The organism is Coriobacteriia bacterium (genome assembly GCA_014859305.1).
GTDB lineage: Bacteria > Actinomycetota > Coriobacteriia > Anaerosomatales > Kmv31 > Kmv31.
Map to the genome: position 1 here is coordinate 1 of JACUUM010000057.1, position 12,019 is coordinate 12,019.

Genomic DNA, 12,019 nt, shown 5'->3' on the forward strand with positions numbered 1-12,019 from the left:
GGCGGGTCCGTGGATGCCTCTCGGTACGACGCAGGATACCTCCATGGAGGACGAGGACGGCATCCCGGGCCAGAGCTATCACTACGCGGTGAGCGCGATGGACGCCGAGGGCGAGGAGTCGGCCCGTTCCGCGCCGGCCGGCCCTGTCCGCTCCGCGTGGACCCGCTCCCCTCATGGCGGGTCCGTCGCCGGCTCGCCGCTGTGCGGGACCTGCCACGCGTCGCATGCGGCCGGCTCGGAGCGGAGCGTCCTGCGGCGAACGGGTGCGGGCGCCGAGACCGAGGTGACGCTGTGCTTGTCCTGCCATGACGGGCAGGGAGGAGCGTCGGCCGACGTGAGGTCCGGTCCCGGGGGGTTCGCGACGGCGGCCGGCAGTGGCCACAGGATGGGCGTCTCCGGCCTGGCGGGGGCGCTCACGCGGACCTGCTCGAGCTGCCACTCCCCCCACAAGGACGCCTCGGAGCATCCGAAGCTGCCCGCCTCGGTCGTCAACGGGAAGTCGGCGGGGCGCGCCGGCAACGAGTGGTGCCTGGCATGCCACGACGCGGACGCGAGCTGGTTCGGCGAGGGCTACCCGGCGACCTCGGCCCCGCTGCGCGCGGGGAACGGCTATCCGGTCGCGGGCACGTTCCCCGGTCCGGCCACCTACGCCGATCCCTCCCGCAACGCGCACGCGCGCATCCCGTCGGGCGAGGGCACCGCGGACGAGGCGGGCGGCTGCCTCGCGTGTCACGAACCGCACCGGTCCTCGGCGCCCTACGACGGGCTTCGCGGCGCCCTGCGCCCGAGCACGGCGGCCACGGCGGCCGAGGATGGGAGGACCGGCGCGTTCGCCGAGGCGTGCTTCCGCTGCCACGGCGACGGGGCGCCGGAGGCGGTCACCGGGGCCGCAGCGGACGTGCGCGCCGCTTACGCGGGCGGCGGCGGCCATCGGATCCGCACCGCCGGCGGCACGCTTCCCGCCGGCGCGCCTATGCCCTGCTACGACTGCCACAACCCGCACGGCTCGTCGCGCGGCAACGCGGGACTGCTCTCCGACGAGCTCGGTGGCGGGCTCGACCCCTCCACTCCGGAGGGGTACCGGGCGGTGTGCCTGAGCTGCCATACGAGCACGGACGGAGAGGTCTGGGACAGCGACGACGGGCGGTACGTGGCCGTGGGCGCGCAGACCGTCGAGGGGCTGCGGCGCGACGGCACCGGCGGCGGCGCGCTGCGCCTCTCCGACATCCCGGGTCACGGCTCGGCCGACACCGGAGCGTGTTCGGCGTGCCACGGCGGTCCTCACGACCCGGCGAGCCGCGTGTCCGAGGGCGCCCAGGAGGTCGGCGCGAACGCCGGTCCTGCCCAGACGAGCGCGGACACGACGTATGGCCACGAACCGGTCGCCCCCGCGGACGAGACGGACGCGCCGGTGACCTGCAGTTCCAGCTGTCACTCCTCCAGCGGCGCGACGCAGCCCTGAAGCATCGCCGCTTCGGCCGAGCGGCGCCGCCGACAGGTGAACGGCGCTCGGCGTCGAACACAAGTGACAGGAGGGCGGCGCCGGGTCGAGAGCGGGCCGACCGTCGTCGGGCTCCTCCGGGTAACAGCCTCACGGAGCCCATCCGCCGAGAGGTTCCTCCGCGTTGTAGGGAGACACGCCTTGCACGATGGTCCCACGGTTCCCGACGCGACGGTCTACAGGCTGTCCCTGTACCACTGCTTCCTCGGGGAGCTGCTGCGCGCGGGCGCGCCCGAGCGGATCACGTCGCGCCAGCTCGCCGGCGAGCTCGGGATCAAGGAGGAGACCGTCCGGCGGGACATCTCCTTCGTCGGGGACATCGGCCGCCCGGGCGCCGGGTACTCCCCCCACGAGCTGTTCGACCGGTTCGCCGAGTTCCTCGGGCTGGACGAGGAGTACCCGATCGTGAAGGTCGGCACGGCGGACATGCTGAGCGCGCTGAACGTGGTCTTCCCGGCCCGCAGCTACGGCGTGCGCCCGGTGGCGTACTTCTCCGAGCGGCCCGAGGATGCCGGAGAGGTGGTCGACGGCATCGAGATCCACCACCTGACCGACCTCGCCAAGGTCGAGCCGGGCAGCCTGACCGACGTCGCTCTCGTGGCGTGCTCACCGGGTTGGGTCCAGATCAGCGTCGACCTGCTGCACGAGGCGGGCGTGGGCGGCGCGCTGCTGCTGACGCCCGTGATCAAGGTCGAGCGCCCCGACGGGATGGCTATCACCCAGCTGCGGATGCCCTGCGACATCAAGTCGCTCGCGTGCCGGTGCAAGGTCCCCGTCGGCGGGGTGACGCGCGGAGCGTTGTAACCGCCGGACCCGCGCTCCGGCGCCGACGAGCGCATGCCCGGGCAGCGCCCGGCGTCCTCGTCGGGTAAGATGTGTGTTCAGCCAGGCCGTTCCGCTTCAGCATGCCGGTGCTCGCGAAAGAGGCGGACGGGCGGCCCGGGATTTGGAGGCCTCACCGGTCATGCCGAGGATCGACCTCGTTCTGCTGCACGCTCCCAGCGTCTACGACTTCCGCGAGAGCTCCATCATGTTCGGTCCCGTGTCGGACATGGTGCCCTCCACGCCGATCTTCGAGATGTACCCGCTGGGCTTCACCACGATGGCGGAGTACCTCGAGCGCCACGGCCTGCGGGTACGCATCGTGAACCTGGCCGTGCTGATGCTCAAGAAGCCCGACCTGGACGTCGAGGCGCTCATCCGCGAGATGGACCCGCTCGCCTTCGGCATCGACCTGCACTGGCTGCCGCACGCGCACGGCTCCATCGAGGTCGCCAAGCTCGTCAAGAAGCACCACCCCGACACCCCGGTGGTCTTCGGGGGGCTCTCGGCGAGCTACTTCCACGAGGAGCTGGCCACCTACCCGTGCGTCGACTACGTCATGCGCGGCGACTCCACCGAGGACCCCATGACCCGCCTGATGTTCGCGATCAAGCGCCGGGGGGACGTCCGCGACATCCCGAACCTCACCTACCGCGACCCCTCCGGCGCGGTCGTCGTCAACGAGCTTTCCTGGGTGCCCGAGGACATGAACGACGTCTCCCTGGACTACTCGTTCAACATGCGAGCGGTGATCCGGTATCGGGACATGATGGGCTTCGTGCCCTTCCGCGACTGGCTGTCCTATCCGGTCTGCGCCTCACTCACGTGCCGGGGCTGCACGCACGACTGCGTGACGTGCGGGGGCTCGGCGTACTCGTTCCGGGAGCACTTCGGGAGGCGCAAGGTCGCTTTCCGGGACCCGGAGCTGCTGGTCCGCGACATCCGGCACATCCAGCGCTACATCCCGGGCCCGATCTTCGTGCTCAACGACTTCCTGCAGGCCGGCCGTCCCTACGTCGCGGAGTTCGTGCGCGGACTGGCGCGCATCAAGCTGCGTAACCCGATCGGGTTCGAGTTCTTCAAGCCGCCCGCCGAGGAGTTCTACGCGTTCCTGGACGAGCACCTGGACGACTACTCGGTCGAGATCTCGGTGGAGAGCCACGACGACGGCGTGCGCGCCGCCTTCGGCAAGCAGCACTACACGACGGCCCAGGTCGAGGAGTCCATCGCCGCGGCGTTGCGGCACGGCTGCAAGCGCTTCGACCTCTACTTCATGACGGGCATCCCGTCACAGACCGCGGCCTCCGTGCTCGAGACACCGCGCTACATCGAGTCGCTGTACGAGAAGCTCGGAGGCGACTCCCGGCTCCTGCCGTTCATCTCGCCGATGGCGCCCTTCCTGGACCCGGGGTCGAGGGCCTTCGACGACCCGGGAGCGTACGGCTTCACGCGGCTCGCCTCCACGCTGGAGGAGCACCGGCGGCTCCTCGTCGAGCCGTCGTGGAAGCACATCATGAACTACGAGAGCGCCTCGATGACCAAGGACGAGATGGTGGACGCCACGTACGAGGCCGCGGTCGGCATCAACAGGGTGAAGGCGCTCGTCGGGGCGCTGGACGGCCGAGTGGCCTCGGCGACGGAGGAGCGGATCGGCCGGGCGCGCGAGGCGATGCGCTCGATCGACGCGATCATGCGCCGGCCGGCGCCCGAGCGACCGGCACTGCTGGGGGAGCTCAAACGGGAGGTCGACTCGCTGAACGAGTCGACGGTGTGCGAGAAGACCGAGCTCAACTGGCCCGCCCGCGCCAACTACCGGCACGTGTGGAACGCGGCTCTGTTGTGGGCGCGGGAGACATTCGCTACGATGCTCGGGCTGCGGCGACCCGCCCCGGGTCCCGCCGCCGCACGGGCACGGCTCAAGTAGTCAGGAGGGCGCATGCCGCGCGGCTCCGGTGAGGGCCGGCCCGCCGCCGGGCAGCCGACCGCCGAGCGCGTGCACGGCATCTTCTCCGGGCTGGCGCGCCGGTACGACCTGTTCAACATCGTCTCCAGCTTCGGGCTCGACCGCAGGTGGCGCCGCAAGCTGGTGCGCGTCGCGCGCATCTCCCCCGGCGACCGGGTGCTGGACCTGTGCGCGGGCACGGGCGACGTCGCGCTCGCGGTCGCCAGGCGATCGCGCGCGGCGGAGGTCGTCGCGACCGATTTCGTCGAGGAGATGCTGGCGGTCGCGCGGCGAAAGGCCGAGGCGTATCGCGGCTCGGCCAAGCTGGGCTTCTCGCTGGCGGACGCCCAGAACCTCCCGTTCGAGGACGACTCCTTCGACGTGGCCACCGTGGCCTTCGGCATCCGCAACCTTCCCGACCGGGCCGCGAACTTCCGCGAGGTGCGCCGCGTGCTGCGCCCCGGGGGGCGCTACGTCGTGCTCGAGTTCTCCCGGCCTCCCCGCCGCCCGTTCCGGGCGTTGTACCACTTCTACCTCGGGAGGGTGGTGCCGCTGGTCGGCGCGGTGCTCGCGGGCGACCGCGGCTCCTTCGTCTACCTCAACGAGTCGATCAGGGCCTTCCCCTATCAGGAGGCCCTGGCCGCCGAGCTGCGGTCCGCGGGCTTCCGCGACGTCGAGTGGGCGAATCTCACCGGCGGCATCGTGGCGCTGCACGTGGCGACGAAGTAGCGGGGGGCTCCGCGGACGGGCGCCTGGACCCGCCGCTGATGTACCATGACTCCACGCTCAGAGGCCCGGAGGTCGCCATGCTCCTCACAGCGCGCTACGTCCTTCCGATCAGCTCGCCGCACATCGAGAACGGTGCCGTGCTCGTGCGCGACGGCTCGATCGTCGAGGCGGGAGAGCGCGCGCAGCTGACCGCGGCGCACCCCGGCGAGGAAGTGCGCGACTACGGGCTGGCCGTGCTGCTGCCCGGGTTCGTCGACCTGCATACCCACCTCGAGTTCGCGGTGATGCGCGGGCTCGTCAACGACCTGCCCTACAGCGGGTGGAAGCTCAGCCTGCTGGACAAGGAGCAGCTGCTCGAGCCCGCGGACTGGGACCAGTCCGCACGTCTGGGCGCCTTGGAGGCGCTCCAGTCGGGCATCACGACCATCGCCGACATCACCGAGACGGGCGCCTCGGCGCGTGCGGTTGCGGAGAGCGGCCTCCGGGCGGTGGTGTACTGCGAGGTCTCCACGATGAAGAAGTCGCTCATCCCCGAGGTGCTCGCCGGTGCCGAGGAGATGATGGCCGCCTGGGGCGAGGAGGCCGGCCCGCTCGCCGCCATCGGGATCGCCCCTCACGCGCCGTACAGCTGCCATCCGGAGCTCTACCGGCGGACGGCCGCGCTCGCCGCCGAGCGGGGGTTGCGCGTCTCGACGCACCTTGCCGGCTCGCGCGACGAGTACGACTTCGTGAAGTACGGCAGCTCACGGCTCGCCGTGGACTACTCGGACCGCTTCGACCGGCCCGACGTCGCCTGGTTCCCCACCGGGGTGAGCCCCGTGAAGTACCTGCTCCAGTGGGGCTTCTTCGACGTGCCCGGCATCCTGGCCGTTCACTGCGTGCAGGTGGACGACGCCGACATCGAGGTGCTGGCGGGCCGCGACGTCAGAGTCGCCCACTGCCCGCGCTGCAACGCCAAGCTCGCCATGGGGATCGCGCCCCTGCGGCGGATGCTCGACCGGGGCCTCATCGTCGGCATCGGCACCGACTCGCCCGCATCCAACAACACGATGGACGTCTTCGACGAGATGCGCATCGGCTTGCTGCTCCAGCGCGCGACGCGCCCGCACGACTCGTTCTTCGAGGCCGAGCGGTTCGTGAGGATGGCCACGATAGAGGGCGCGAAGGCGCTGGGCATCGACGACCTCGTCGGCACCCTGGAGCCCGGCAAGCGCGCGGACGTGGTCGCCGTGGAGCTCTCCAGCAGCCACCAGGTGCCCACCCGAGACCCCTACGGCGCCCTGGTCCACACCTCCAACCAGGAGAACGTGCTGATGACGATGGTCGACGGCGAGGTGCGCTACGAGGGCGAGCGGTGGGCGACCATGGACGCCGAGGAGATCCTGCGCCGCGCAGAGCCCATCCGCATGAAGTTGCGCGGCTGAACCGGCACGGAGCGTGCTCCGGACCTCCACGGAGGCCGGCAGAGCGGCGCGAGGAGCGGTGAGCATGAGCGGGATCGTAGAGAACGGGGTCGTCACGGAGGTCGGCGAAGCGGGCATCCAGGTTCGCGTCACGCCCTCGGGCAGCAGCTGCGCGAGCTGCGGGCACTGCGCGACGGCGGGAGACGGCGGCATGTTCATGCACGATGTCGCCGACCCGTTCGGCGTGCGCGTGGGCGACTCGGTGGAAGTGGAGCTGCCCGGAGGTGCGCGGCTCTACGCGTCCGCCATCTCCTACGCCCTACCGGTGGTAGGCCTGATCCTCGGCTACGTGGCCGGGTTCTTGCTCGGCAGGGCGGCGGGATGGGACCCGGACGCCACCGGGGCCCTGACCGCCGTGGCGAGCGCCGCGGGCACGTTCATGCTGGGACGCAGACTCGCCGCCGACGTGTGCGGCCTCGAGCGGTTCCGCCCCAGGGTGCGTGCTATAATCGGGCGTTCGACCATCGGTCCGATCGACCGCTCGCCGGGCGGCCGGATGAACTCGTAGGAGGAATACGTGACCGACCAGGATGACTTCTTCTTCGACGAGGAAGAGAAGCCGGCCGAGCCGGAGAAGGCGCCCGCAAGGGCTCCCTCCAAGCCCGCGTCCCGCGCAGCCGTACCCGCCGCCTCGCCCTCGCTCGCCTCTCAGAGCGTGACGCTGCCCGTCGCGGGTCTGCTCGCGCTTTGCACGCTGCTGGTCGGCGTCGTCATAGGGCTCGCCGTCGGGCGCCCGGCCGCCGTGCCGGCGCCGACGCAGCTGCCCTCGATCCCGGCGCCGGAGCTGACGCCCGAGCAGCTCGAGGGCGGCCAGCTGCCCGAGGACCATCCGCCGATCGGCGAGGTGCCCGGCTCCGCCGCCCCGACCGAGACGCCGGACGAGGGCGGATCGGACGAGGCGCCGGCCGGGGACTAGACGCGACACCGCGAGGGCCCGGGCACGCGCTCTCGCGCCCGGGTCCCGTCACGTCCGAGGAGGACAGCATGGCGATCGACAAGAAACGCACCGCGCCGTGGGTGAAGGCGGTCATCGTGCTGGTCGCTCTGGCCTTCGCCGCCGGGCCGGCCATCGCTGCGCTCGGTCTTCGGACCGGCGGGGGCTCGACAGCCGCCGGCGGCGACGCGTACGCGCGGATCGCAGGGCAGTTCGCTCCCCAGGCCGACGCCAACGAGGCGAGGCTGGCGAGCGAGGCCACCAGCTACACGGTGCTGGTGGACCAGGGCAACCTCTACTTCGACTGGGCTCTGGAGGTCCAGCGCGACCAGCAGCTCGCCTCCGGCGGCGCCGACCGGCCGATCTGGCTGGCGGCCACGCACTACTACGAGCGTGCGCTCGCGGAGAGGCCCGGTGATCCCGCTGTGGGGACCGACCTGGCGATCTCGTACTTCTATGCCAGGCGCGTCGCCGACGCGATCCAGACCGTCGAGAAGGTCGTGGAGGAGCAGCCGGACTTCGCGGCCGCCCGTTTCAACGCCGGTATCTTCTACCGGGAGGTGGGACGCACCGCCGACGCCGTCTCGGCGCTGCAGAAGTACCTCGAGCTCGACCCGAACGGGAAGTCGGGGGACCCGCAGCGAGCCGGTCAGTGGCTGAGCGAGCTCGGGGCGAGCCGGCCGGCGACCGGCACCCGGTAGCGACCTGTCGCGCGGGCGCGCCGCCGGGCGGCGCGGGTACATGAGAGGCGTCCGGGGCAGGCAGTGGTCGGCTCCTAGGAGCCGACACCCTCCCCGACGGCCGTCTTGGCCTCTTCCAGCGTCGAAGCCGTCGAGAATATGCCGTTCAGGCGCGTGAGCGACAGTATGTTGTCCACCGTCTCGTTGGTGACCAGCACGAGGCGCCCGCCTTGCGCGCCGTACTCCTTGGATAGGCTCAACAGCAATCCCAGTCCGGAGCTGTCGAGGTAGTCGAGGCGAGAGAGGTCCACGATCGTGGCGGGCGGCGACGACTTCAGGATCCTGTCGATGTTCATCCTGAAGGCCGCGCACTCGCCGTAGTCCAGGTCCCCCGTGAGCGTCAGCACCCAGTAGGGCTCGCTCTGCTCAAGGTCGATTGTAAGCGACATTGACCCCCCTAACGCGGCACACGGCGACATTTCGTTCGTACCCCAAAACCCCGCTCCAGCTTCCGGCGGAGCGGCCGCTCGTCGGCCGATGGGTTTGTCGCCCCCCTATGGGGATATTACAATCTACGAACGTCTTTCGGGAGGAAATGAGGGTCGGAGACATGGAACTCGACATCAAGGTGGAGCGCGAAGGCGACATGTGCGTCATGTCCCTCGACGGAGAGGTCGACGTGTACACCGCTCCGGCACTGAAGCAGCGGATCGTGGATGCCGTCGAGGACGGGTGCGTCAACATCCTGGTGGACATGGAGAAGGTCGGCTTCATCGACAGTTCCGGCCTGGGGGTGCTGGTCAGCGGCCTTCGTCGCGTCAAGGAGCGGTCCGGCGTGATCCGGCTGGTGTGCACGAAGGAGAACATCCTGAAGATCTTCCGCATCACCGGTCTGGACAAGGTCTTCCCGATATTCGCCTCCCAGGACGACGCGAAGCAGTTCTGAGGGCGCGGCGCCCGGGTGTCCCACGCGACCGGATACCGGAGACGAACCGGCGGGAGCCGGCCGAAGCGGCCGGCTTCTTGCTTGCCTGTGGCCGAGGTCATCCGTAGACTGCGATACGCGGCGCCCCCGGGCGCCCCGGCAGGCGACCGGCCGCAGAAGGTGGTCCCTCATGTTCGGAATCAGCGGCTTCGAACTCATGATCATCCTGGCGTTCGCGCTGCTCATCTTCGGGCCGGACAAGCTGCCGCAGATGGGCCGGACGATCGGGCGCTTCATGGCGGAGTTCAAGCGGATGCAGTCCAGCATGGAGCAGCAGATCCGCGCCGAGATATACAAGAGCGGCCTGCCGATGGACGGCGACTTCACGGCCGCCGAGGCGCCCAAGTCCTCAGCCGCGAGCGCCGCGGCGACGGACGACGAGGAGGAGGAGGAGGAAGAGGAGTAGGCGACCGGCCCGCTCCCGCCGCTCATGCCAGTCGCACCCAAGCGCCTCCCGTTCTTCGAGCACCTCGCCGAGCTGAGACGGCGCATCGTCATCATCGCCGTCGCCGTGACCGTCGCGTCCTCGGTGCTCTACATCTGGGCCTGGGAGATGCTCGGGTTCCTGCTCAAGCCGGTGCTGCCCTACATCGGGGGCGGCATCGTGGACGGGCAGCTCGTCCTGCCCGGCCCGTTCGACCCGTTCACGTTCCGGTTCAAGGTCGCGCTCTACGCGGCCCTCGTCATCACGAGCCCGGTGATCATCTGGCAGATCCTGGCGTTCTTCCTGCCGGCGCTCAAACCGAAGGAACAGCGCTACTTCATCCCGACGTTCTTCGCGGCGGTCGTGCTCTTCCTGGCCGGCAACGTCTTCTGCTACCAGGTGATCCTCGGCACGGCCATCGAGTGGATGGTCGGACAGGTGGGCGGGCCGGTCACGATCCTGCCCGACGCGGCGAAGTACCTCTCCGGCGTGACGTTGCTGATGCTGGGGTTCGGCCTGGCCTTCGAGATACCGATCGTCATCTTCTACCTGGTGGCCTTCAACATCGTGCCGTACCGCAAGATGCGGAAGAACTGGCGGACCGCGTACGTGATCCTGATGGTCGTGGCCTCGATCGCGACGCCGGACTGGTCGCCGGTGACGATGGGCCTGCTCTTCGTGGCGTTGCTCGGGCTGTACGAGGTCTCGCTCGGGCTCGCCCGACTCCTGCTCGTCAAGCGCATCGCCGCGCAGCGGGCGGCCGAGGACGAGGTCTAGACCCGCCGTGCACGAGATGGGGATCACGCGGGGGATACTCGAGGCCGCCTTCGAGGCCGCCGAGGAGCGGGGCGCGACGCGGATCGCGGAGATCAGGATCCGGGTGGGTGAGCTCACCGAGATCGTCGAGTTCGCGCTGCAGTTCGCCTTCGAGTCCCTGACGCCCGGCACCCTGGCCGAGGGCGCGAAGCTCGCGGTGGAGCACGTCGGCGCGCGGTCGAGGTGCGGCCGGTGCGGTACCGAGTTCGATCACGGACGCTTCGACGCGCTGTGCCCCGAGTGCGGCAACCCCTTCAACGAGCCTGTCGCGGGGCGTGAGCTGCTGATCACGAGCATCGACATCGAGACTCCCGAGGGGCTCGCCGACGCGCTCGAGGATCCCGGGCCGGCCGCCGGGGCGGTGGCGGCGGGGGAGGAGTGAGCATGGAGCGCGTGGACATCGGCAAGCCGATACTGGACCGCAACGAACGGCTCGCCGCCGAGAACCGCGAGGCCTTCGCGCGCGCCGGCGTCTTCGTGCTCGACCTGATGGCTTCGCCTGGCGCCGGCAAGACCTCCACGATCCTGGCGACCGTCGCCGCTCTGCGCGACCGGTACCGCATCGCGGTCATCGAGGGGGACATCGCGAGCAAGGTCGACTCCGAGAAGGTCAAGGCGCACGGGATACCGGCGGTCCAGATAAACACCGGCGGCGCGTGCCACCTCGAGAGCGAGATGATCCGCCGGGCGGCCGAGGCGCTGCCGCTGGACGAGCTCGACCTCATCATCGTGGAGAACGTCGGCAACCTCGTGTGCCCCACGGAGTTCGACCTCGGCGAGGACGCCAAGGTGATGATCCTGTCGGTGCCGGAGGGTCACGACAAGCCCTACAAGTACCCGAACATATTCCAGATCTCGGAGGCCGTCGTGCTGAACAAGTACGACACGATGGGGGTGTTCGACTTCGACGAGGAGGAGTTCCGCTCGGTCGTGCGCTCGCTGAACCCCGCGGCGCCGGTCTTCGCCATCTCGGCGACGAAGGGCGACGGAGTGGAAGCGTGGGCCGAGTGGCTCGCCGACCGGATCGAGTCGGCGAGGTCGCGGGCGGCCGCGCAAGGTTAGGGGCGCGGGCGATCCCGCGACGACCGACGAGGAGGGGTCTGTTGTGGACCGGCAGGAAGCTCTCGCGCTCGTGAAGGAGCGCATCCCGCAGCGCAACCTGGTCAACCACTGCCTCGCCGCAGAGGCGATCATGGAGGGCCTGGCCGAGGCCCTGGGCGTGGGTGCCGAGGAGAAGCGCCTGTGGGGGCTGGCCGGATTGCTGCACGACCTCGACTACGTCGAGACCGCCGAGGACTTCGACCGCCACGGCCTGATCACCGCCGAGGAGCTGGAGGGCCGCGTCGAGCCCGAGGTCGTGAATGCGATCCTCGCCCACGCCGACAAGGCTCCGCGCGCCTCGCTGATGGACAAGGCGCTGTACGCCGCCGACCCCGCCACCGGCTTCGTCGTGGCGGCCGCCCTCGTGCGCCCGGACAAGTCGCTGGCCGGCGTGGAGGTCTCCAGCCTGAAGAAGCGCTGGAAGGAGAAGGCCTTCGCCCGCGGCGCGAACCGGGATCAGATGGCGACCGCGGAGGAGCTCGGGCTCTCGCGCGAGGAGTTCCTCGGCATCGCGCTTGCCGCCATGCGGGCGCGCGCCGGCGAGCTCGGCCTGTAGCCCGGGAGCGGCGCGTCGGCAGGCGCGGCGCGGGGGGTCCTCGGCGAGTCGGGGTAAGACCCGGGA

The 12,019-nt window shown here is 70.3% G+C and carries 15 protein-coding genes; 14 read left to right on the top strand and 1 reads right to left on the bottom strand.

What is annotated here, in order from left to right; translation table 11 throughout:
* Nucleotides 1–43: 43 nt before the first annotated feature.
* The 8 genes from IBX62_09615 (at nucleotide 44) to IBX62_09650 (ending at nucleotide 8,092) form a co-directional block, all read left to right on the top strand.
* A complete protein-coding gene (locus IBX62_09615) occupies nucleotides 44–1,462 on the top strand; it encodes a hypothetical protein (GenBank protein ID MBE0477341.1) in 1,419 nt (472 codons plus the stop codon).
* Between the two features lie 180 nt (nucleotides 1,463–1,642).
* Complete coding sequence (locus IBX62_09620; protein MBE0477342.1) at nucleotides 1,643–2,305, top strand: hypothetical protein; 663 nt, start codon at nucleotides 1,643–1,645, stop codon at nucleotides 2,303–2,305.
* Nucleotides 2,306–2,465: 160 nt separating this feature from the next.
* Complete coding sequence (locus IBX62_09625) at nucleotides 2,466–4,247, top strand: TIGR04190 family B12-binding domain/radical SAM domain protein (protein ID MBE0477343.1); 1,782 nt, start codon at nucleotides 2,466–2,468, stop codon at nucleotides 4,245–4,247.
* A 12-nt stretch (nucleotides 4,248–4,259) separates the two neighbouring features.
* Nucleotides 4,260–4,994: a bifunctional demethylmenaquinone methyltransferase/2-methoxy-6-polyprenyl-1,4-benzoquinol methylase UbiE gene (gene ubiE / locus IBX62_09630; GenBank protein ID MBE0477344.1), complete on the top strand. Its 735-nt coding sequence runs from the start codon at nucleotides 4,260–4,262 to the stop codon at nucleotides 4,992–4,994.
* A 77-nt stretch (nucleotides 4,995–5,071) separates the two neighbouring features.
* Nucleotides 5,072–6,418 (top strand): amidohydrolase family protein, encoded by a 1,347-nt coding sequence (locus tag IBX62_09635; GenBank protein ID MBE0477345.1) that lies wholly within the window; start codon nucleotides 5,072–5,074, stop codon nucleotides 6,416–6,418.
* 64 nt (nucleotides 6,419–6,482) lie between these two features.
* On the top strand, nucleotides 6,483–6,965 hold the full coding sequence (locus tag IBX62_09640; GenBank protein MBE0477346.1) for a SoxR reducing system RseC family protein: 483 nt from the start codon (nucleotides 6,483–6,485) through the stop codon (nucleotides 6,963–6,965).
* 9 nt (nucleotides 6,966–6,974) lie between these two features.
* Nucleotides 6,975–7,373, top strand: coding sequence for a hypothetical protein (locus IBX62_09645; GenBank protein MBE0477347.1), 399 nt, complete (start codon nucleotides 6,975–6,977; stop codon nucleotides 7,371–7,373).
* A gap of 68 nt (nucleotides 7,374–7,441) precedes the next feature.
* Nucleotides 7,442–8,092 (top strand): tetratricopeptide repeat protein, encoded by a 651-nt coding sequence (locus IBX62_09650; protein MBE0477348.1) that lies wholly within the window; start codon nucleotides 7,442–7,444, stop codon nucleotides 8,090–8,092.
* A gap of 74 nt (nucleotides 8,093–8,166) precedes the next feature.
* Here IBX62_09650 and IBX62_09655 read toward each other — a convergent pair whose 3' ends face one another.
* Nucleotides 8,167–8,520, bottom strand: a complete 354-nt coding sequence (locus IBX62_09655; GenBank protein ID MBE0477349.1) for an STAS domain-containing protein — start codon at nucleotides 8,518–8,520, stop codon at nucleotides 8,167–8,169.
* 161 nt (nucleotides 8,521–8,681) lie between these two features.
* On the opposite strand from IBX62_09655, the gene IBX62_09660 reads away from it, so the two are divergent.
* From IBX62_09660 to IBX62_09685, 6 genes are all read left to right on the top strand, one after another.
* The gene (locus IBX62_09660; GenBank protein ID MBE0477350.1) at nucleotides 8,682–9,017 is read left to right on the top strand and encodes an STAS domain-containing protein; all 336 of its coding nucleotides are present in this window, start codon (nucleotides 8,682–8,684) and stop codon (nucleotides 9,015–9,017) included.
* A 169-nt stretch (nucleotides 9,018–9,186) separates the two neighbouring features.
* Nucleotides 9,187–9,462 (top strand): twin-arginine translocase TatA/TatE family subunit, encoded by a 276-nt coding sequence (locus IBX62_09665; protein ID MBE0477351.1) that lies wholly within the window; start codon nucleotides 9,187–9,189, stop codon nucleotides 9,460–9,462.
* Between the two features lie 24 nt (nucleotides 9,463–9,486).
* Nucleotides 9,487–10,257, top strand: a complete 771-nt coding sequence (gene tatC, locus IBX62_09670) for a twin-arginine translocase subunit TatC (protein ID MBE0477352.1) — start codon at nucleotides 9,487–9,489, stop codon at nucleotides 10,255–10,257.
* A gap of 7 nt (nucleotides 10,258–10,264) precedes the next feature.
* Complete coding sequence (locus IBX62_09675; protein ID MBE0477353.1) at nucleotides 10,265–10,678, top strand: hydrogenase maturation nickel metallochaperone HypA; 414 nt, start codon at nucleotides 10,265–10,267, stop codon at nucleotides 10,676–10,678.
* A 2-nt stretch (nucleotides 10,679–10,680) separates the two neighbouring features.
* Complete coding sequence (hypB, locus tag IBX62_09680) at nucleotides 10,681–11,358, top strand: hydrogenase nickel incorporation protein HypB (protein MBE0477354.1); 678 nt, start codon at nucleotides 10,681–10,683, stop codon at nucleotides 11,356–11,358.
* A 130-nt stretch (nucleotides 11,359–11,488) separates the two neighbouring features.
* Nucleotides 11,489–11,953 carry an HD domain-containing protein gene (locus tag IBX62_09685; protein MBE0477355.1) on the top strand — a complete coding sequence of 155 codons (465 nt, stop codon included), beginning with the start codon at nucleotides 11,489–11,491 and terminating at the stop codon, nucleotides 11,951–11,953.
* Nucleotides 11,954–12,019: the final 66 nt, after the last annotated feature.

Bases quoted from the DNA above. Each gene is read 5' to 3' on its own strand.
- IBX62_09615 (MBE0477341.1), top strand. From the start codon at position 44: ATGGAGGACGAGGACGGCATCCCGGGCCAGAGCTATCACTACGCGGTG.
- IBX62_09625 (MBE0477343.1), top strand. From the start codon at position 2,466: ATGCCGAGGATCGACCTCGTTCTGCTGCACGCTCCCAGCGTCTACGAC.
- ubiE (MBE0477344.1), top strand. From the start codon at position 4,260: ATGCCGCGCGGCTCCGGTGAGGGCCGGCCCGCCGCCGGGCAGCCGACC.
- IBX62_09635 (MBE0477345.1), top strand. From the start codon at position 5,072: ATGCTCCTCACAGCGCGCTACGTCCTTCCGATCAGCTCGCCGCACATC.
- IBX62_09640 (MBE0477346.1), top strand. From the start codon at position 6,483: ATGAGCGGGATCGTAGAGAACGGGGTCGTCACGGAGGTCGGCGAAGCG.
- IBX62_09650 (MBE0477348.1), top strand. From the start codon at position 7,442: ATGGCGATCGACAAGAAACGCACCGCGCCGTGGGTGAAGGCGGTCATC.
- IBX62_09655 (MBE0477349.1), bottom strand. From the start codon at position 8,520: ATGTCGCTTACAATCGACCTTGAGCAGAGCGAGCCCTACTGGGTGCTG.
- IBX62_09660 (MBE0477350.1), top strand. From the start codon at position 8,682: ATGGAACTCGACATCAAGGTGGAGCGCGAAGGCGACATGTGCGTCATG.
- IBX62_09665 (MBE0477351.1), top strand. From the start codon at position 9,187: ATGTTCGGAATCAGCGGCTTCGAACTCATGATCATCCTGGCGTTCGCG.
- tatC (MBE0477352.1), top strand. From the start codon at position 9,487: ATGCCAGTCGCACCCAAGCGCCTCCCGTTCTTCGAGCACCTCGCCGAG.
- hypB (MBE0477354.1), top strand. From the start codon at position 10,681: ATGGAGCGCGTGGACATCGGCAAGCCGATACTGGACCGCAACGAACGG.
- IBX62_09685 (MBE0477355.1), top strand. From the start codon at position 11,489: ATGGAGGGCCTGGCCGAGGCCCTGGGCGTGGGTGCCGAGGAGAAGCGC.